Below are 20,151 nucleotides of genomic sequence, written 5' to 3' on the forward strand. Positions count from 1 at the left end.
ATAAAATTATTAGAAGTAGTTACACTTTTTTAATGAGCTTCCAGCCAATTCTCTCCTAATCCCATATCCACATCCAATGGGACTGCTAAGGTGTAAGCGTTTTCCATTTCGGATTTTATAAGTGATTTTATAGTTTCTAATTCAGTTTTATATACATCAAAAACCAATTCATCATGAACCTGTAGTAGCATTTTGGTTTTGTAATTTCCTTCTTTTAATTTCTTATGGATATTGATCATAGCAATTTTAATAATATCCGCGGCACTTCCTTGAATTGGTGCATTAACAGCATTTCGTTCTGCTGCTCCTCGAACTATTGCATTAGCAGAGTTGATATCTTTAAGGTAGCGGCGTCTTCCTAAAACTGTTTGTACATATCCATTTTCTCTGGCAAAATCTACCTGCTCACTCATATAATTTCTAAGCTTAGGGTAGGTTTTGTAATAGGTGTCAATCAATTCTTTGGCTTCGCTGCGAGAAAGGTCCGTTTGGTTACTTAACCCGAAGGCTGAAACACCATAGATGATTCCAAAGTTTACTGTTTTGGCATTACTACGCTGTTCTCTGGTTACTTCTTCAAGCGGAACATTAAATACTTTTGCAGCAGTAGACGCATGAATATCCTCCCCATTTTTAAAAGCATTGATCATGGTTTCTTCTTCGCTGAGTGCTGCAATGATTCTTAATTCTATCTGAGAATAATCGGCAGCTAATAAGGTGTATTCCTCACTTCTGGGTACAAATGCTTTCCTAACCTGTCTTCCTCGCTCTGTTCTGATCGGAATATTCTGTAAATTAGGATTATTGGAACTTAATCGACCTGTTGCGGCTACTGTTTGCATATAGTCAGTATGAACGTGACCTGTAGATTCGTTTACCTGATTTGGTAATGCATCCACGTAGGTGCTCTTTAGTTTAGACAGCCCACGATAATCCAGTATATCCTGAATAATCTTGTGATCTTTTGCAAGATAAGATAATACATCTTCTGCCGTAGAATACTGTCCGGTTTTAGTTTTCTTAGGTTTGTCTACCAGTTTCATTTTTTCAAAAAGGATTACTCCTAATTGTTTTGGTGAAGCAATATTAAACTCTTCTCCAGCTTCTGTATATATTTTGGATTCTAAAGTTTTAATGTCATTATCTAATGTTGAAGAAAGCGATTGCAAAAATTCTTCATCCAGATTAATACCTTCAATTTCCATATCCGCAAGAACTCGTAACAAAGGAACTTCAATATCTTCAAACAATGATAGTATATTAGCATCATTAAGCTCTGGAGCAAAATGTTCTTTGAGTTGATATGTGATGTCAGCATCCTCGACAGCATATTCTGTTTGCTTTTCAGCTGGAACCTGTCTGAAGGATAATTGGTTTTTGCCTTTTTTACCAATTAATTCAGTAATAGAAACAGGAGTATAATTAAGGTAAGTTTCAGAAAGCACATCCATATTATGTCTCATGTCAGGATTGATAAGATAATGCGCTAACATAGTATCAAAAAGTTTCCCCTTTACTTCCAGGTTATATTTAGCTAATACTTTGATGTCATATTTTAAGTTCTGACCAATTTTGGTAATATTCTCAGCTTCAAAAAAAGGTCGTATTTGTTCGATTAACTCTTGTGCTGCCTTTTGATCTTCTGGAAATGGAATATAAAACCCTTTTCCAGCCTCCCAGGAAAATGCAATACCTACTAATTCTGCTGTTAATGGATCAAGACCGGTAGTCTCTGTGTCGAAACATACACTTTCTTGTTTTAGTAAATTCTGAAGAAACAACTTCATCGCCATTCCAGGAGCAATACTTTGATAAAAATGTTCTGTATTTGCAATCGTTTTTCTGCTAGAAAATGATGTAGATGATGCGCTGGTTTCTTGATTATCTCCAAACAATGAAAACTGACCTGCGCCAGCTTGTTCTGATTGTTTTTTAGATGATGAGGTGGTAGTTGCGGGAGTTGAAGAAGCTTCTGAAGGAAAGAAGATTTTGGTAAATTGATCGGTTAGTCTTCTGAATTCTAATTCTTCAAAAATTCCTTGAACCTTTTTTGCATCAGGTGTTGAAATCTCATAATCCTTTGCATCAAAAGTTACATCACAATCGAGCATAATTGTTGCTAGTTTTTTAGAAAGCAGCCCTAATTCTTGGTTAGCTTCTACTTTTTCTTTCATTTTACCTTTCAGCTGATCTATATTTTCAAACAGACCTTCCATGGATCCGTATTCGGCAAGAAACTTTTTGGCAGTTTTGTCTCCTACACCGGGTAGACCTGGAATATTATCTACTGCATCTCCCATCATTCCTAAATAATCTATTACCTGTTCTGGCCGCTCTACTTCAAATCTTTTCTGTACTTCAGGGATTCCCCATATCTCAATACCATTACCCATCCGTGCTGGGCGATACATAAAAATATTTTCAGATACTAATTGTGCATAGTCTTTATCAGGAGTAACCATATAGGTTTTGTATCCTTCTTTTTCAGCTTGTTTAGCTAAGGTTCCGATTAGATCATCAGCTTCTACGCCCGCTCTTTCTATAATAGGAATATGCATTGCTTTAAGTATTTCCTGTATAATTGGAACTGCAATTTTTATTGCTTCAGGAGTCTCGTCTCTATTGGCTTTGTAATCTGGAAATATTTCTAAACGGTCTTTACTTCCTTGTTTATCAAATGCAACTGCCAAATGATCTGGATTTTCTCTTTTAATAACATCAAAAAGTGAGTTTACAAATCCCAAGACAGCAGAAGTGTCTTGTCCTTTAGAATTGATTCTAGGGTTTTTTATCAAAGCATAATATCCGCGAAAAATAAGTGCGAAAGCATCCAGAAGGAAAAGACGTTTTTGTGACATAGTGTGTATTCAATTTTTAGAAATGCAATATAAAAAGAAGATTGATGAATATGGTTTCAAAATTATACTAAATAAGAAATGCCGTCAATGAATGACGGCATTTCGCCCCAAAATAAAATTGATAACAATGTTATCAATTGCTATAAATACGATAGTAATATTTTCTAAATAAAGTAGATTTTTTTTGTAAATCCCCATAGTTAAATGGTGAAACGAAGGTACGAATAAAAAATTTACATACGAAAGAAAATTCTAAGATTTATAGTGTTGAGCGTCTCTAGGCATAGCTAACTGCTGTATTTTCTTACGGATTGTTTGTAAACCGTTAATTTTTACTTAAATATGGCTATGATTGTAAAAAGGTAAGATAGTTTTGTTTCATAAAAAAATTGTTAGTTGTATGCGCTGGATCATCCCATTAATCCTTTACGTTTTAATAGAAATATATGCTTATCAGGTGATTAGAACCATTTCTAAAAATCAATGGTTCCAAATAGTGTATTTAATTTTCTCCGTGCTTATTATAGGCTATGTAATATATGTTTTTGCGAATTATGACAGGAGTGTGGGGCCAACCAAATATTCTCTTAGAGCCAGTGGTTTATTATTGGTTACTTTGGTTCCTAAGTTGATTTTGGTATTGTTTATGTTTGGTGAAGATATCATAAGACTTTGTGTAGCAGGTTATACTTATTTGACAAATACCTTTTTTGACGGAAATGCCACCCAGTATTTGCCGGATCGAAGAAAATTTATTAGCCAATTGGCTTTAGGTGTGGCAGCAATTCCCTTTGCTGGGCTGGTTCATGGGATATTTAGAGGGAAGTATAATTTTAAGGTGATTAATCATGTGCTTTATTTTGAAGACCTTCCTAATGCATTTGATGGATTTCGTTTAACACAGATTTCGGATATTCATTCAGGAAGCTTTGATGAAGTTGCTAAAATTGAATATGCAGTAGATTTAATTAATGAGCAACAAAGTGATTTACTTGTGTTTACTGGGGATATAGTGAATACAATGGCAAGTGAGATGGATGATTGGATTGATATTTTTAAAGGACTTAAAACACCTTTTCATGGTAAATACTCTATTTTAGGGAATCATGATTACGGTGAATATGTGACTTGGGATACGGAGGAAGAAAAGGATGCAAATTTTGAAGCGATTAAAGAAGTACATTCTAAGATTGATTTTAAATTATTGCTTAACGAAAATGCATTCGTAGAAAAAGATGGGGAACGTATTGCTATTGTTGGTGTAGAGAACTGGGGGCATAATTTCAAAAAAGCGGGTGATTTGACGAAGGCGTCAGAAGGAATTTCTAAAGAAGATTTTAAGATTTTACTGAGTCATGATCCATCTCATTGGGAATATGAGGTAAAAAAACACGAAGACCATTATCATCTTACACTTAGTGGGCATACACATGGATTTCAGTTCGGTATTGAAATTCCAGGGTTTTTAAAATGGAGCCCAGTTCAATATGTATATAAGCAATGGGCTGGAATGTATGATGAGATGGGACGTTATTTGAATGTAAATAGAGGTTTTGGTTTTCATGCCTTTCCTGGAAGAGTAGGAATTTGGCCTGAAATTACTGTGATTGAATTGAGAAAAGGTGCTAAGCCGGCTTAATTCATAGAAAATGTTATATTTACAATTATATATAGGCTTTGTTCGTTACTATGACAGAGTAAGAAGATAAAATTTGTAAAACATGTCAAAGTTTGGAGAGTTAATAGGTATTGAAGTTCCGGTTCTCCTGGATTTTTATACTGAATGGAATGAACCATCTGTATCCATGCATCCTGTATTGCGTGATGTAGCTGCTGCTCTTGGCGATAAAGCTAAAGTGATAAAGATAGATGTGGATAAAAATGAAGAGCTAGCAACAGCACTTCGAATCAAAGGTCTTCCTACCTTAATGATTTACAAGGAAGGTGAGATGGTATGGAGGCAAAGTGGAGAGCAGGATGCCAACACACTGATAGGTCTTATGAAAGAATATGTTTAATAATAGCGTAATCAAAAAGCTGGTTATATTTTGTCAAAAGCGTATCCTTTCTCTGTAAAATATTTCAGTACATTAGGCAATGCAAATTCTAGATTTTTTGAAGCTTTGATGCTATCATGAAAAACTATAATACTCCCACTTGTTGAATTATTTATTACATTATTGAAACATTCTTCTGGAGATGTGTTTTTATCCCAATCTTTTGATAAAACATCCCATAATATAATTTGATACCCACTTTTTCTTAATTCTGTTAGCTTCGATTTGCTTAGTTGTCCGTATGGGGGTCTAAAAAGTTTATCTTTTATTTCTGTGTGTTCACTTATTTTTTTTTCACATTCTCGAACATTATCTATATATGCAGAAAAAGTGTTTTTTCTAGCTTTTAGATGATTCATAGTGTGATTTCCAATACGATGCCCTTCTGCAATGATTCTGTTAAAAACCTGAGGATGTTTTTTAATGTTTTCTCCAATACAAAAAAAAGTAGCTTTTGCGTCAAATAGGTTTAATTGATCTAACACAAACTCAGTAATTTCAGGAATGGGTCCATCATCAAAGGTGAGATAAATCGTTTTCTCTTTTCTAGCATAAAGATCCCAAATATAATTTGGGAATAGTAGTTTAATACTGTCTGGTGTTTTGGCTGGTATTATTTTCAAACTAGTAATAAAAAAATGAGCCTCTTTTTTTAAGAGACTCAATAAATTTTATGAATTAGGCGCCTTTTCTAAAGTATCTAGTGGCTTTTGACTATCCTTAAGTTCTTTTTGCAAATCTCGTTCTTGCTTCTCTATTGCATCTTGATCGTCATATTCTTCATCTTCAGAATAGAGTCTGGTAAATAGTCTAAGATATCTATTAAACTCTTCTGCTTTTTCTTCTATCATATCTCTATCCTGATTGATAAGTAATAGGTCGACAACGCTTCTGTAACGTTCTACATTACTAACAATTTCGCTGGCATACTGATATTGATTTTCTAATGTAAGGCTTCCGAAATAGGTAAGTTGCTCTTGGTATTTTTTAGCAATTTTATTCCACAGTTCGCGCGCCTTTTCTTTTTCTCCTACTTCATAGTAGCCACTCACATAAGGTTCTAATAGCGTATAGTATTCATAATACTCGATAGGCATTTTTTCCATTCCAAGGTCAAGAATTTCTTTGGCCTTTTCCTTTTTTCCTTCGGTAATAAGGGCTTCTACTAACCTTGCCAGATTACTTCTGTAGGTTATGGCGTTTTTACGAGTCTCCGGGTCGTGATAGATATTAGGATTTTCACTGTTCCCCCAATCCCAGCTTGTTACATTCTTATACATAACATCTGTGTCAATACGACCCATATCGTATGGATTACGTTTATCTATTGGGGTTCTGATAGGAACTAATTTATACGTTACACCGTCTAGCTGAAGGTAATCTTTCATCCATAAATAGTCGTCATCTCCAAAACTACCTCCAGTAAAATATATAGGTCTTTCCCAATTATTATTAGCTATGATATCTAACATTAGTAAACGATTTTTAAAAAGTAAGTCTCCTTTTAGGTGTATGTCTATATAAGGTACAATTAGATCAGCATCCTTTTGTGGTACAATCCCGTTTCTAAGAACAGCTTCTTTATCTACAGGAATTCTAATGTGTTTAGTAGGGAATGTATTAACTTGTTTTCCGTTTTGTAAATCACCTTTGGTTCTTGGGTCATCTGTTTCGATCCATCGCATCCAGTTTTTAATAAGCATAGTGTCATTGGTAACTGGCTTATAGTAGATAGCATCATTATTCCCAAATCGATAGAAATCGTGAGTTAACTGCGATGGGATAGGTTTGCCATCATATGCAGCACGTTTCATCTGATCAATATACCAATCTGTTGCAAAAAGACTAGTATTTACGGTTCTCACATCTGTTCGATATTCTTCTATGTCCTGAGCATACCACAAGGCAAATGTGTCATTGTCACCGATAGTAAAAAGAATTGCATCTTTCTGACATGATTGCAGATACATTTTCGCCATTGCTTGAGCGGTATATCTATTAGAACGATCGTGGTCATCCCAATTCTGCGCAGCTAATAAAATCGGCACAGCTAGTAAACATATTGTAGTTATTATAGGTGCTAGTAGCTTTGGTTTTAACGAATTTTTGAGAATATCAAATAATGCATACACCCCAAAACCGATCCAGATGGCGAAAACATAAAAAGATCCAACTAAGGCATAGTCCCGTTCTCTAGGCTCAAAAGGTCTTTCGTTAAGATATATTTTTAATGCTAATCCAGTGAATAAGAAAAAAGCTAATAATACCCAGAAATTCTTTTTATCACGTTGCATTTGAAACACAAAACCAATAAGCCCTAATAATAATGGTAAAAAGTAGTATGTATTACGCGCTTTATTCTTTGTTACATCAGTAGGTAAATTATCCTGCGATCCTAAATGCATCTCGTCTATGAATTTGATACCACTTAACCAATTTCCTTCTAGATCTGTATATTTTCCTTGGTTGTCATCCTGTCTTCCAACAAAATTCCACATAAAATATCTCCAGTACATATACCCCATTTGATATTCTACCAGATACTGTATATTTGACTTAAATGAAGGTTTCTCGACGTTAAGATAATCTCCAAAAGAACGTAAGAATTTGTTGTAATCATCATTATCAAGTTTTCCGACAGCATATTCTCTTCTAAACTGTGTTACAGCTTCTAATAATTCTGATTCATCCTGATACTCCGGCTTTATAGTAAACTTGATAGGGCCGGTAAAATCCATATAGTTTGATATATGTTCGGTACTCCACATTCTTGGTAAAAATGCTTTTTGAGCATCATCGATATTTTGTCTGGCATTTTTCCAGTCATTTACGATATCATATCTCCCAGTTTTAAGATTCTTCTCGTATTTAGGTTTATCATCTTCATATGGATTTTCCTCATCTAGTCCAGCATATATTTCGGTAAATTGCGGTCCGTAAAACAAATGAGTTTCCGGATATTGTTCCAGATTGTAGTATGCTAATAATTCACGAGCATTATTAGGGTTGTTTTCATTAATAACTGTTCCTGCATTTGCTCTAATTGGTAGCATTATCCAACAAGAGAATCCAATAAAAATAAACAGTACGCAAAGTATTGCAGAATTAATTAAAGGATATTCTTTTTTTCGGGTATATTTTAGAATAAAATAGAATGCGGCAGCTATTACTAGTCCTAGAAAGATAGTTCCTGAATTAAAGGGCATCCCTAATGCATTAACAAATTTTACTTCAAACCATCCAAATAATTTTAAGGTAGATGGTAAAAGTAATTTAAAAATGAATAGGAGTATTGCAACAACTACAATGTTAGCTGTAATGAAGCTTTTTAGGGTAACCTTGTAATTTTTAAAATAATAAAGTAACCCAATAGCTGGAATAGAAAGTAATCCCATGAAGTGAATTCCAAAAGAAAGTCCGGCGATAAAAGCAATTAAGATTAGCCAACGGTTTCCTCGAGGATTATGCATATCTCTTTCCCAGCGTAATCCGAGATAGAATAGTATCGATAATATGCAAGTAGCCATAGCATACACCTCTGCTTCCACGGCATTAAACCAGAAACTGTCGGTAAAAGCGAATGCAAGAGATCCTACAAGGGCACTTCCTAATGTTGCTAGTGCTTTGCCTTGTGTGAATTCTTCATCTTTTATAATGAGCTTTTGTACTAGAATAGTGATAGACCAAAACATAAAAAGAATAGTAAATGCACTAGCAAACGCTGAAGTCATATTTACCACAAATGCTATGTTAGTTGGGTCTGATGCGAATATCGAAGCAAAAGCACCAATCATCTGAAATAAAGGAGCTCCCGGAGGATGTCCTACTTGTAATTTAGAAGAGGTGGCAATATACTCGCCGGCGTCCCAAAAACTGGCAGTTGGTTCAACGGTTAGGTAATAGACTAATAAGGCTATCGTAAAAACTACCCATCCTAATATTTGATTCCACTTTTTAAAGTTGAATGTACTCATAAGATAACTGTTATATAAAGTGTGGCGAATTTAGTAATAAAAATACTTCTCTATTAGTTTTTTTAGCAAACGCTTAACAGAAGTTTATATTTTGATAAGACTTACATTTAAATTTATCCTGTGAAAACTGTTAAAAAACAAATACAAAGTAAATTTTTTAAAAAAAATGTTTGCAGACCAAAAAGAATATATTAAATTTGCACCCGCAAAGATACATTGGTCTATGGTGTAACTGGCAACACGTCTGGTTTTGGTCCAGAAGAGTCTAGGTTCGAGCCCTAGTAGACCAACTTAAAAAGGAGCAACAAATTTAATGTTGCTCCTTTTTTTATTGATGTAAATTATGTGTTTTATATTTTAAAAGTTAAAACAGGTCTTTTAGCATGATTTACTACATCTTCGCCAAGACTTCCATTTATAAAGTGAGATAACCCTTTTCTTCCGTGTGTGCTGATTCCTATCAAGCCAGCATCTACAGAATTTGCAAAATTTAGAATTCCCTTCTCTACATTAATGTCATTATAAATGTTTAAAGTGTAGTTGTCAATAGGAAGGTCGGCGATCATTAAATTCATTTTCTCCTCGGTTTCGCTTGTGGTTTTAAAACTATTGGCGGTGTTTATCCATAATAAATGAAGTTTTGCGTTTAATTGCTTTGCAAATTCATGAGCTGCAATTAAAGAAGGTTTGTCTTCATCATCAAAATTTGTAGCATAAACAATATCATTGACATTAAAAATTTCGCAATCCTCTTTGATAACCAATACTGGCTTTTCAGATGTTCGAACTACTTTCTCAGCGTTTGATCCAATAAATAACTCTTCAAATCCTGAGGAGCCATGGGATCCCATGATAATCATATCGATATCATTTTTTTTACAAGAATCCATAATGCCATGAAGTACATCTTCAAAACTTACTGTTTCAATTATTTCTAGACCTTGTAAGTAATCACTGCCCATGACTTCCTCAAACTTTTTATGAGTTTGCTTCATGAAAAAAATAGCTTCTGGTGCAGGAGCAGAAGCTCCAGAAGACATTAAGTCGACTAAATGAACTGGCATTTCTAAAATATGTAAAAGATAAATTTGACAGTCATTTTTTTTTGCTATTTGCGCCGCTACTTTAAGTGCGCTTTCGGCTTGAGAAGAAAAATCTGTAGGTACTAGAATTTTTTTGATCATGATTAATTGTGTTTAGGAAAATTCGTCAATAAAATGACAATTTTATTTCATTTTTTGGTTAAAGGAAGGGCTATGCTATAATATGTCTTATAAGTATTGTTTTAGATAAATTATAGAGGTAATCCCCTAATAGTCATTTAAAATTACGAATAAATTCATTCTTAACTAGGTTTTGAATCTAAGATATTATTACTATCTTTGCACCGTTGAAATTAAAAAACCAGATTGAGGGGACGAAAAGTCCCCTCTTTTTATCTACTTATGTCATTAAAAGATAAAGTTAAGAGTTTATTAGAAGAAGCCCTTGAAGAAAGGTCCACGCTTTTTTTGATTGATCAAAAAATACAACCAGGTAATAGTATTGAGATCATCATTGATGGTGATGAAGGTGTGACGGTAGAAGATTGCATAGCTGTGAGCAGAGCAATTGAGCATAATCTGGATCGTGAAGAGGAAGATTTTTCATTGCAGGTAATGTCTGCGGGAGTTTCTGAAGGACTAACGCATCAGCGCCAGTATAAGAAGAATATAGGAAGAAAATTAAAAATTAAGACAGAGGAAAATACTACTATTGAAGGTGAATTGACTTCTGTGACGGATGATAATATAACATTGGTTTGGAAAACCAGAGAACCGAAACCAGTGGGTAAAGGAAAAATAACTGTAACAAAGGAAGCTTGTGTTCCGTACAAAGAAATACAAGAAGCAAAAGTTATGATAACATTTTAATTATAAATTGATATGGAAAACATCGCATTAATAGATTCATTTTCAGAATTTAAGGATGATAAGTTAATCGATCGTGTTACGCTAATGGCGATCTTAGAAGATGTGTTTAGAAATGCATTAAAAAAGAAATTTGGTAGTGATGATAATTTCGATATCATTATAAACCCTGATAAGGGAGATTTAGAAATTTGGAGAAACCGTATTGTAGTTGCTGATGGAGAAGTAGAAGATGGAAATCAGGAAATATCTCTTTCTGAGGCTCAAAAGATAGAGCCTGACTTTGAAATAGGAGAAGATGTTTCTCAGGAAGTTAAATTAATAGATTTAGGAAGACGTTCGATTTTGGCATTACGTCAAAATTTAATTTCTAAAATACATGAACACGATAATACTAATATTTATAAGCAATTTAAAGAATTAGAAGGAGAGATATATACTGCAGAGGTGCATCATATTCGTCATAGAGCAATCATTTTGTTAGATGATGAAGGTAATGAAATTATTTTGCCAAAAGACAGGCAGATACCATCTGATTTTTTCAGAAAAGGAGAGAATGTAAGAGGGGTGATTGAATCTGTGGAGTTAAAAGGTAATAAACCTGCAATTATAATGTCTAGAACTTCTCCTTTGTTTTTAGAGAAATTATTTGAATCTGAGATACCAGAGGTTTTTGATGGTTTAATTACTGTTAAAAAAGTGGTTAGAATACCTGGTGAAAAAGCGAAGGTTGCTGTAGATTCATATGATGATAGAATTGATCCAGTAGGAGCTTGTGTTGGTATGAAAGGGTCTCGTATTCATGGGATTGTTAGAGAGCTAGGAAATGAAAATATAGATGTGATTAATTACACAAATAATTTACAACTATATATTACTAGGGCATTAAGTCCGGCGAGAGTAACATCTATTAAGTTAAATGAAGAGGGTGGTCGTGCAGAAGTAATGCTAAAACCTGAAGAAGTTTCTAAAGCAATTGGGCGTGGTGGTCATAATATAAGATTAGCAGGTCAGTTAACAGGGTATGAAATAGATGTATTTAGAGAAGGAGTAGAGGAAGATGTTGAATTATCAGAGTTTTCTGATGAAATAGAACCTTGGATCATAGAAGAATTTGCTAAAATAGGATTAGATACAGCTAAGAGTATTTTAGAACAAGATATTAAAGATTTAGTAAAAAGAACAGATCTTGAGGAAGAGACTGTAGGTGAAGTTATTAGAATATTAAAATCAGAATTTGAAGATTAATAACTTCAATTAATTTATATTTGAGCATAAAATAAAAGGCATTTATGGCTGAAGCAAAAACAATGAGATTAAATAAGGTATTACGCGAATTCAATATCTCGCTAGATCGGGCTGTTGACTTTTTGAATTCAAAAGGTCATGAGATAGACTCGCGTCCTACCACAAAAATTTCTGCAGAGATCTATCAGCTGTTGTTTGATGAGTTCCAGACAGACAAGAGTAAGAAGGTGGCTTCAAAAGAGGTTGGTGAGGAGAAAAGAAAAGAGAAGGAAGCGCTTCGAGTGCAGATTGAGACAGAGCAGGAAGAAAGACGCAAGCGTGCTGAAGCCCGTGAAGTTGTAAAAGCTAAAGCCCAATTAACAGGACCTAAGCAAGTAGGTAAGATTGAATTGGATAAGAAGGAAGAAGTTGCTGAACAGTCCGAAGAAAAAGAAGCAACAGAAGCAGCAGAAGTTCCTAAGAAGGAAGAGGTAAAAGAAAAAGAAAAGGAGCAAGTCCAGGAACCTGAAGTGGTTTCTAATAGACCTGCAAAAAAAGGTATAAAAATCGCGAAAGTTGCTCCTATTGATTTAGAGCAGAAGAAGGCTGCAAAACCTGCAGAGCAACCTACTGCAAAAAAAGAGGCTGCAGCCCCTCAGGAACCAGATGTTCAGGCAGAGCCGGTTAAGGTCGAAACACAGTATAAAAAATTAGATGGACCTAATTTTACAGGCCAAAAAATTGATTTAACTAAATTTCAGAAACCGCCTAAAAAGAAAGAAGAAAAATCTGATAAATCTTCTGACGGAGATGCAAAAAAGCGTCGTAGAAGAATTAGTAAAGAGGGTGCGGCTAAATCTGGAGGACCTGGTAATAGAGGTGGAAACCGTGGTCCTGGAAACCGTGGTCCTGGAAATCGTGGTCCCGGAAATCGTGGCCCTGCAAAAGGAAAAAGACCAGCTATTGTTAAAGAAGAGCCAAGCGAAGAAGAAGTACAAAAGCAGGTTAGAGAAACTCTTGAAAAACTTCAAGGGAAATCAAATAAATCTAAAGCAGCAAAATATCGTAGAGATAAGCGTGATCAACACCGTCAAAAAGCGGAAGATGATGTAGCTCAGCAAGAACAAGAAAGCAAAGTATTAAAGGTAACAGAATTTGTTACTGTTTCAGAGGTTGCGACTATGATGGATGTTCCTACGACTCAGGTGATTTCAGCTTGTATGTCACTTGGTATAATGGTTACCATGAATCAACGTCTGGATGCTGAGACATTATCTATTGTTGCGGATGAATTTGGTTATGAAGTAGATTTTGTAACTTCAGATATAGAAGAGTCAATTGAAGAAATTGTTGATGCACCAGAAGATCTTGTTTTAAGAGCGCCTATTGTTACTGTAATGGGGCACGTAGATCACGGTAAAACATCCTTACTGGATTACATCCGTGAAGAGAATGTAATTGCAGGAGAAAGTGGTGGGATTACTCAGCACATTGGTGCGTATGGTGTGCAGTTGGAAAATGGACAAAAGATAGCATTTTTGGATACACCAGGTCACGAAGCGTTTACGGCGATGCGTGCTCGTGGTGCTCAGGTTACTGATTTAGCTATTATTGTGATAGCGGCAGATGATGATGTAATGCCGCAGACCAAAGAAGCAATTAGTCATGCGCAGGCTGCAGGAGTTCCAATTATTTTCGCAATAAACAAGGTAGATAGACCGGAAGCTAATCCGGAAAAGATAAAAGAGAAGTTGGCTTCTATGAATTTATTGGTAGAAGATTGGGGTGGAAAAATTCAATCCCACGATATCTCTGCTAAAACCGGACAAGGAGTTAAGGAACTTTTAGAGAAAGTATTGCTAGAAGCTGAAATCCTAGAATTGAAGGCTAATCCAGATCGATTTGCTTCAGGTACAGTGGTGGAAGCTTTCCTTGATAAAGGTAGAGGATATGTATCTACAATTTTGGTACAAACAGGAACCTTGCGTGTTGGAGATTATGTATTAGCTGGTAAGAATAGTGGTAAGGTGAAGGCGATGCAAGATGAACGAGGTAATAATGTTAAAGAAGCAGGACCATCTACTCCGGTTTCAATTTTAGGTCTCGATGGTGCGCCACAAGCAGGTGATAAATTTAGTGTATTAGAAGATGAAAGAGAAGCTAAGGATATAGCGTCTAAAAGAGCTCAATTACACAGAGAGCAGTCTGTAAGAACACAACGACATATTACACTTGACGAGATTGGACGTCGAATCGCTCTTGGAGACTTTAAAGAATTAAATATTATCCTTAAGGGTGATGTGGATGGTTCTGTGGAGGCTTTAACGGATTCTTTCCAAAAATTATCTACTGAAGAAATTCATGTAAATATTATTCATAAAGCTGTTGGAGCTATTACAGAGAGTGATGTTTTATTAGCTTCAGCTTCTGATGCGATCATAATTGGGTTTAATGTAAGGCCTGCTGGTAATGCCCGTCAGGTTGCGGATAAAGAAGAAATCGATATCAGAACATATTCGATTATTTACGATGCGATCAATGATCTGAAAGATGCAATGGAAGGTATGCTTTCTCCAGTGATGAAGGAGGAGATTACAGGTACAGCAGAGATCAGAGAAACATTTAAAATTTCTAAAGTTGGTACTATTGCAGGTTGTATGGTACAAACCGGTAAGATAATCCGTAATGCTGGGATACGACTAATCCGTGAAGGTGTAGTTGTGTTTACTGGAGAGTTGTCTTCTTTAAAGAGATTTAAGGATGATGCAAAAGAAGTATCGAAAGGATACGATTGTGGATTGCAAGTCAAGAATTATAATGATATTAAAATAGGAGATGTAATTGAATCTTTCCAGGAAGTAGCTGTGAAGAAAAAATTATAGAACTTTAAGTAATAAATAATATAGAAAAAGCCCGATCATATGATCGGGCTTTTTGTTTTTTTAAAGTGTAATGATGTTTATTTTTTTTCCGGTTTAAAAGGAAATGCACCCGCAAATTCTTTTTTGATGTCTTTTAAAGCTCTATCTGTTTCTAGTTTACTTCGGTAGTTGCCGATCCAAACTTTAAAATCTGGAGTTTCCCATTTTATATCAGTTCTCCATTGTGGAAAAGTTGCTTCTGCTTTTTTTAGGACCTTTTGAGCTTCATTCATATTTCCATTATATAATTGGATTCTGTAATTCTCGCTAAGTACGCCGTCTTTGTCCATTTTCGTCTTGATGTCCAGCAGTTGTTTGATCCTTGGATCTTGGTTGATGGTTACAATTGGTTCTGAAGGAGGAGTCATCTCTATTGTGGTAAAAACCGACGGATTATCAGAATTCGTAGAGTCTTGTGCGCTTAGATAAGTGATTCCTGTAAAACAAAAACCTAGTAGTAAAAGGTTGTTTTTTTTATTTAAAATTCTCATTACAAATAGATTTGATACAAAGGTAAAGTTTAATAACTCAAATTCCTTCAAAAATATTATTTAGAATTGTTATAAATTAGCACTTAACAGTTCGCTAACATTTCTAAAATCGACTTATTATAGTACTTTTGCTGTCGAATTAAATGGACGTGGTTTTTACCTGTTTTTTGCAAATAGTGAAAAAACCATACCAAAATTTAGACGATAATTCTACTTAATAATATGAAACAGGTGAAATACCGAAATTCAGCCTCAAAACTCCTACTTCTAGGAACTGTTTTTTTGTTCTCTTTATTGAATCCAGTTTTTGCTCAGGAAGAAGCAGTATCTGCTGAAGCTGTTGCTGCAGAATCTACCGCAGGTGGAGATGTGGCTAAAGGAGAAGCATTATTTAAATCGCTTTGTGCTGCTTGTCATAAGCGTTATAAAAAAATGACAGGTCCAGCGCTTTTTGGAGTGGCAGACAAGTATGAAAGAGAATGGCTGTATTCTTGGATTAAGAATAGTGCAGCGATGATAGCTTCTGGTGATGCTCAGGCGATTGCTATTTACGAAGAGTACAACAAAACTGCTATGAATGCTTTTCCGCAGTTAACCAACACGGATATAGATAATATCTTGTCTTATGTTATGGTTCCGAAAGCGGATCCACCTCCTCTACCTCCAGGGGAAAAAACAGTAGAAGCATCAGACTCAGGAGTTTCCACTAATCTTGTTTTAGCGGCATTAGCGTTAGTGTTTTTAATGTTGTTGGTTGTTTTGTTCTTGGTAAATAAAACATTGAGATCCTTTGCAGAAGCAAATGGTGTTGAATTGCCAGAGGCAGAAGCTAGAACTCCAATCTGGAAAGCATTTGTACAAAATCAATTTTTAGTTTTGGTAACAGCAATATTCTTATTGTTGGCTAGTGGATACTTTGTGTATGGTTACTTTATGCAGGTAGGAGTTGATCAAGGATATATGCCGATTCAGCCAATTCATTATTCACATAAGATTCACGCTGGAGATAATAAGATAGAATGTAAGTATTGTCACTCTTCTGCAAGAGTATCTAAGCATTCGGGGATTCCTTCACTAAATGTGTGTATGAACTGTCATAAGTCTATTAGTGAGGTTGCGGATGCTACTGCAACTGCTGATTACTCTAAAGAGTTTTATGATGGAGAGATTAAGAAACTATATAAAGCTGTAGGTTGGGATGAAAACACGCAATCGTATACAGGGGATACGGAACCTGTGAAGTGGGTTCGTATTCATAATCTTCCTGATTTCGCATACTTTAATCATTCTCAACACGTAAGTGTTGCAGGGATAGAGTGTCAGAAATGTCACGGACCTGTAGAAGAGATGGAGATTATGTATCAACATGCTCCTTTAACTATGGGATGGTGTATTAATTGTCACAGAGAAACCAACGTGAAAGTAGAAGGCAATGAATATTATGAAAAGATTCATTCAGAATTGTCTAAGAAGTATGGAGTAGATAAACTAACCGCTGCTCAAATGGGTGGACTGGAATGTGGTAAATGCCATTATTAATAAATGATTTATTCGTTTAAGCGAGAAAATAAGTAAGAAGCTAATATCAATTATATATGTCATCAAACAAGAAATACTGGAAAAGTGTTGAAGAGCTAAAAGAAAATAGCTCTATTGTTGAGACGCTACAACAAAATGAGTTCGTTCAGGAGATTCCTACGGATGAGTTTTTAGGAGATAAGTCATCTCTGGAAAATTCTTCGACTTCACGTCGTGATTTTCTTAAATATGTAGGTTTTAGTACAGCAGCTGCATCTTTAGCAGCTTGTGAAGGACCAGTGATTAAATCAATACCTTATGTTGTGCAACCAGAAAGAATTGTTCCTGGTGTTGCTAACTATTATGCAACTACAATTGCTGACGGTTTTGATTTTGCAAGTGTTTTAATTAAGACAAGAGAAGGTCGTCCAATAAAAGTAGAGAATAATAATCTAGCTACTTCTAATGGAGAAGCAAATGCTAGGGTTCACGCGTCTGTTCTGTCATTGTATGACAGTTCTCGTATACAAGGTCCTAAAAAAGCTGGAGAAGATATTAGTTGGGAAGAACTTGATAAAGAAGTAGGTGCTAAACTAAACAGTCTTGGTGGTAAACAAATTGTTTTATTGACTCAGACTTTTGCTAGTCCTTCAACTTCTAAGCTAATAGCAGAATTCAAAGCTAAATACAGCAATGTTTCTCACGTTGTGTATGATGCTGTTTCTTCTAGTGAAGCTTTGGACGCATATGAGATGATGTATGGTGAAAGAGCGCTAGCGGATTATGATTTTTCTAAAGTAAATACTATTGTTAGTGTTGCGGCAGATTTCTTAGGAGATTGGCAAGGTGGAGGATATGATTCTGGTTATGCTAAAGGGCGTATTCCAAAAAATGGAAAAATGTCTAGGCATATTCATTTTGAGGCAAATATGTCACTTTCCGGAGCAAATGCTGATAAAAGAATTAAAGCAACACCTACGCAACAAAAACAGGTGTTAGCAGCATTATATAAATATGTAACAGGTGCTGGATCTAAAGGATCGTTAGATGCTGAATTGGATGCAGCGGTTGTAAAAGCAGCTAAACAAATTCAGAAAGCCGGAAGTAACGCTGTTGTTGTTTCGGGAATTCAGGATGTAGATGCGCAATTATTGGTTTTAGCTATTAATAAGCATATTAGTAGTAAAGCTTTTAACGAGAGTACACCACGAAAAATACGTCAGGGTAATGCAAAAGCAGTTGCTCAGTTAGTAAAAGATATGAACGCAGGACGTGTTGGAGGTCTTTTGATTGCAGGTGTTAATCCAGTATACTCTCTTGCTAATGCGGCTGAGTTTAAAGCAGGTTTAGAAAAAGTGGATGTATCAGTAGCATTTAGTATGCATGATGATGAAACTGCTTCAAGTTGTAATTATATTGCCACAACCCCTCATTATTTAGAGTCTTGGGGAGATGTTGAATTAAAGAAAGGTAGCTACAGTTTAATGCAGCCTACTATTCGACCTTTATTTGATACAAGACAGTTTCAGGAAACATTATTAAAGTGGACTGGAAATACTGCTTCGTATAACGATTATATCAAAAGTGCTTGGACAGGTGTTCTTGGTGGAACTTCTTGGAATCAAGCGTTACATGATGGAGTATTGGTGAAACCAGTATTAGCAAAGGAGTCATTAGAAACTGCTATTGCTACCCCAGAAGGAGATACTACAGAAACAGAGGTTCCAGTTGGTCCTAATGTTGGAGCTGCGGCGAGAAGATTGTCTACAGCAAAATCAAACGGACTAGAACTTACATTATATACAAAAACCGCATTAGGTGATGGACAGCAGGCAAACAATCCTTGGTTACAAGAGATGCCAGATCCAATTACCAGAGCATCTTGGGATAACTATTTAACTGTATCCAGAGCGGACGCGGAATCTTTAGAGTTGATAAATGAGAATGTAGCTAATGGTGCTTTAAATGGAAGTTATGCTACTGTTACGGTTAATGGAGTTAATGTAACTGCACCAGTAATTATACAACCAGGACAAGCTCAAGGATCTGTAGGTTTAGCTTTAGGATATGGTAAGAAAGCTGGACTTAAAGAAGAAATGCAAGTTGGTGTAAATGCATATGCTTTATATCAAAATCAGAATGCAGTTCAATCTGTTACATTGGCAAAAGCTGAAGGTACACATGAGTTTGCATGTGTACAATTGCACAATACGTTAATGGGTCGCGGTGATATCATCAAAGAAACGACTCTTGAAATTTTCAATACAAAAGATAAGCACGAATGGAACGCAATTCCAGAAGTGAGTAAGAATCATATAGAATATGAAGTGACTTCTCCGGAAGTTGATCTTTGGGATGAATTTGATCGTTCAATTGGGCATCATTTCAATCTTTCTATAGACTTAAATGCATGTACTGGATGTGGAGCTTGTGTGATTGCTTGTCACGCGGAAAATAATGTTCCTGTTGTAGGTAAATCAGAGATTCGTAGATCTCGTGATATGCATTGGTTACGTATAGACCGTTATTATTCTTCAGAAGATAGCTTTGATGGCGATAATCAAAAGAAAAATAACATGAAAGGGTTAGGAAGCTCTTTGTCTGAGTTTGGAGAGATGGAAGTACCTTCTGATAATCCAGAAGTTGCATTCCAACCAGTAATGTGTCAACACTGTAATCACGCACCTTGTGAAACTGTTTGTCCAGTTGCGGCAACATCTCACGGAAGACAAGGTCAGAACCATATGGCATATAACCGTTGTGTAGGTACTAGATATTGTGCAAACAACTGCCCATATAAAGTACGTAGATTTAACTGGTTCTTGTATAATGAAAATGACGAGTTTGATTATCATATGAATAACGACTTAGGTCGTATGGTATTAAATCCTGATGTTACCGTTCGTTCTAGAGGGGTGATGGAGAAATGTTCTATGTGTATCCAAATGACTCAAAAAACAATTTTGGATGCTAAGAGAGATGGAAGAGCTATCAAGGATGGAGAATTTCAAACTGCTTGTTCAGCAGCTTGTTCGTCAGGAGCTATGACATTTGGTGATATCAATGACAAGGATAGTGAAGTAGCTAAATTAACAGAGGATAAACGTATGTATCACTTACTGGAGCACGTAGGTACTAAACCGAATGTGATGTATCAGACGAAAGTAAGAAATACTACGGAAGCCTAATTAACTA

12 protein-coding genes and 1 tRNA gene are annotated in these 20,151 nt (G+C 35.5%); 8 read left to right on the forward strand and 5 right to left on the reverse strand.

The window, feature by feature from the left end; translation table 11 throughout:
- Positions 1–29: 29 nt before the first annotated feature.
- Complete coding sequence (polA, locus tag Q0910_RS18300; protein WP_299219530.1) at positions 30–2,858, reverse strand: DNA polymerase I; 2,829 nt, start codon at positions 2,856–2,858, stop codon at positions 30–32.
- 400 nt (positions 2,859–3,258) lie between these two features.
- Between polA and Q0910_RS18305 the strand changes: the two genes are divergently transcribed.
- Both Q0910_RS18305 and Q0910_RS18310 read left to right on the forward strand, forming a co-directional pair.
- Complete coding sequence (locus Q0910_RS18305; RefSeq protein WP_299219532.1) at positions 3,259–4,497, forward strand: metallophosphoesterase; 1,239 nt, start codon at positions 3,259–3,261, stop codon at positions 4,495–4,497.
- An 82-nt stretch (positions 4,498–4,579) separates the two neighbouring features.
- On the forward strand, positions 4,580–4,876 hold the full coding sequence (locus Q0910_RS18310; protein WP_091407947.1) for a thioredoxin family protein: 297 nt from the start codon (positions 4,580–4,582) through the stop codon (positions 4,874–4,876).
- 23 nt (positions 4,877–4,899) lie between these two features.
- Here Q0910_RS18310 and Q0910_RS18315 read toward each other — a convergent pair whose 3' ends face one another.
- Positions 4,900–5,538, reverse strand: coding sequence for a polysaccharide deacetylase family protein (locus Q0910_RS18315; RefSeq protein WP_299219534.1), 639 nt, complete (start codon positions 5,536–5,538; stop codon positions 4,900–4,902).
- Positions 5,539–5,586: 48 nt separating this feature from the next.
- Entirely contained in the window at positions 5,587–8,889 is a 3,303-nt protein-coding gene (locus Q0910_RS18320) for a DUF2723 domain-containing protein (protein WP_299219536.1), read from the reverse strand.
- Positions 8,890–9,106: 217 nt separating this feature from the next.
- Here Q0910_RS18320 and Q0910_RS18325 point away from each other — a divergent pair.
- Positions 9,107–9,179 (forward strand) — tRNA-Gln (locus Q0910_RS18325).
- A 60-nt stretch (positions 9,180–9,239) separates the two neighbouring features.
- Here Q0910_RS18325 and Q0910_RS18330 read toward each other — a convergent pair.
- A complete protein-coding gene (locus Q0910_RS18330; protein ID WP_366142682.1) occupies positions 9,240–10,073 on the reverse strand; it encodes a universal stress protein in 834 nt (277 codons plus the stop codon).
- Between the two features lie 261 nt (positions 10,074–10,334).
- On the opposite strand from Q0910_RS18330, the gene rimP reads away from it, so the two are divergent.
- From rimP to infB, 3 genes are read left to right on the forward strand one after another with little or no spacing between them, the layout of a single operon-like run.
- The gene (rimP, locus tag Q0910_RS18335) at positions 10,335–10,802 is read left to right on the forward strand and encodes a ribosome assembly cofactor RimP (protein WP_299219538.1); all 468 of its coding nucleotides are present in this window, start codon (positions 10,335–10,337) and stop codon (positions 10,800–10,802) included.
- A gap of 12 nt (positions 10,803–10,814) precedes the next feature.
- Positions 10,815–12,047 carry a transcription termination factor NusA gene (nusA, locus tag Q0910_RS18340; RefSeq protein WP_299219541.1) on the forward strand — a complete coding sequence of 411 codons (1,233 nt, stop codon included), beginning with the start codon at positions 10,815–10,817 and terminating at the stop codon, positions 12,045–12,047.
- A 44-nt stretch (positions 12,048–12,091) separates the two neighbouring features.
- Positions 12,092–14,908, forward strand: a complete 2,817-nt coding sequence (infB, locus tag Q0910_RS18345; protein WP_299219543.1) for a translation initiation factor IF-2 — start codon at positions 12,092–12,094, stop codon at positions 14,906–14,908.
- Positions 14,909–14,985: 77 nt separating this feature from the next.
- Here the strand turns inward: infB and Q0910_RS18350 are convergent, their stop codons facing one another.
- Positions 14,986–15,438, reverse strand: coding sequence for an SPOR domain-containing protein (locus Q0910_RS18350; protein WP_299219545.1), 453 nt, complete (start codon positions 15,436–15,438; stop codon positions 14,986–14,988).
- Positions 15,439–15,660: 222 nt separating this feature from the next.
- Between Q0910_RS18350 and Q0910_RS18355 the strand changes: the two genes are divergently transcribed.
- Both Q0910_RS18355 and Q0910_RS18360 read left to right on the forward strand, forming a co-directional pair.
- The gene (locus tag Q0910_RS18355; RefSeq protein ID WP_299219547.1) at positions 15,661–16,977 is read left to right on the forward strand and encodes a c-type cytochrome; all 1,317 of its coding nucleotides are present in this window, start codon (positions 15,661–15,663) and stop codon (positions 16,975–16,977) included.
- A gap of 56 nt (positions 16,978–17,033) precedes the next feature.
- Positions 17,034–20,144 carry a TAT-variant-translocated molybdopterin oxidoreductase gene (locus Q0910_RS18360; protein WP_299219549.1) on the forward strand — a complete coding sequence of 1,037 codons (3,111 nt, stop codon included), beginning with the start codon at positions 17,034–17,036 and terminating at the stop codon, positions 20,142–20,144.
- Positions 20,145–20,151 lie beyond the last annotated feature (7 nt).

Source organism: uncultured Aquimarina sp., assembly GCF_947495315.1.
In the GTDB taxonomy this organism is placed as follows: Bacteria; Bacteroidota; Bacteroidia; order Flavobacteriales; family Flavobacteriaceae; genus Aquimarina.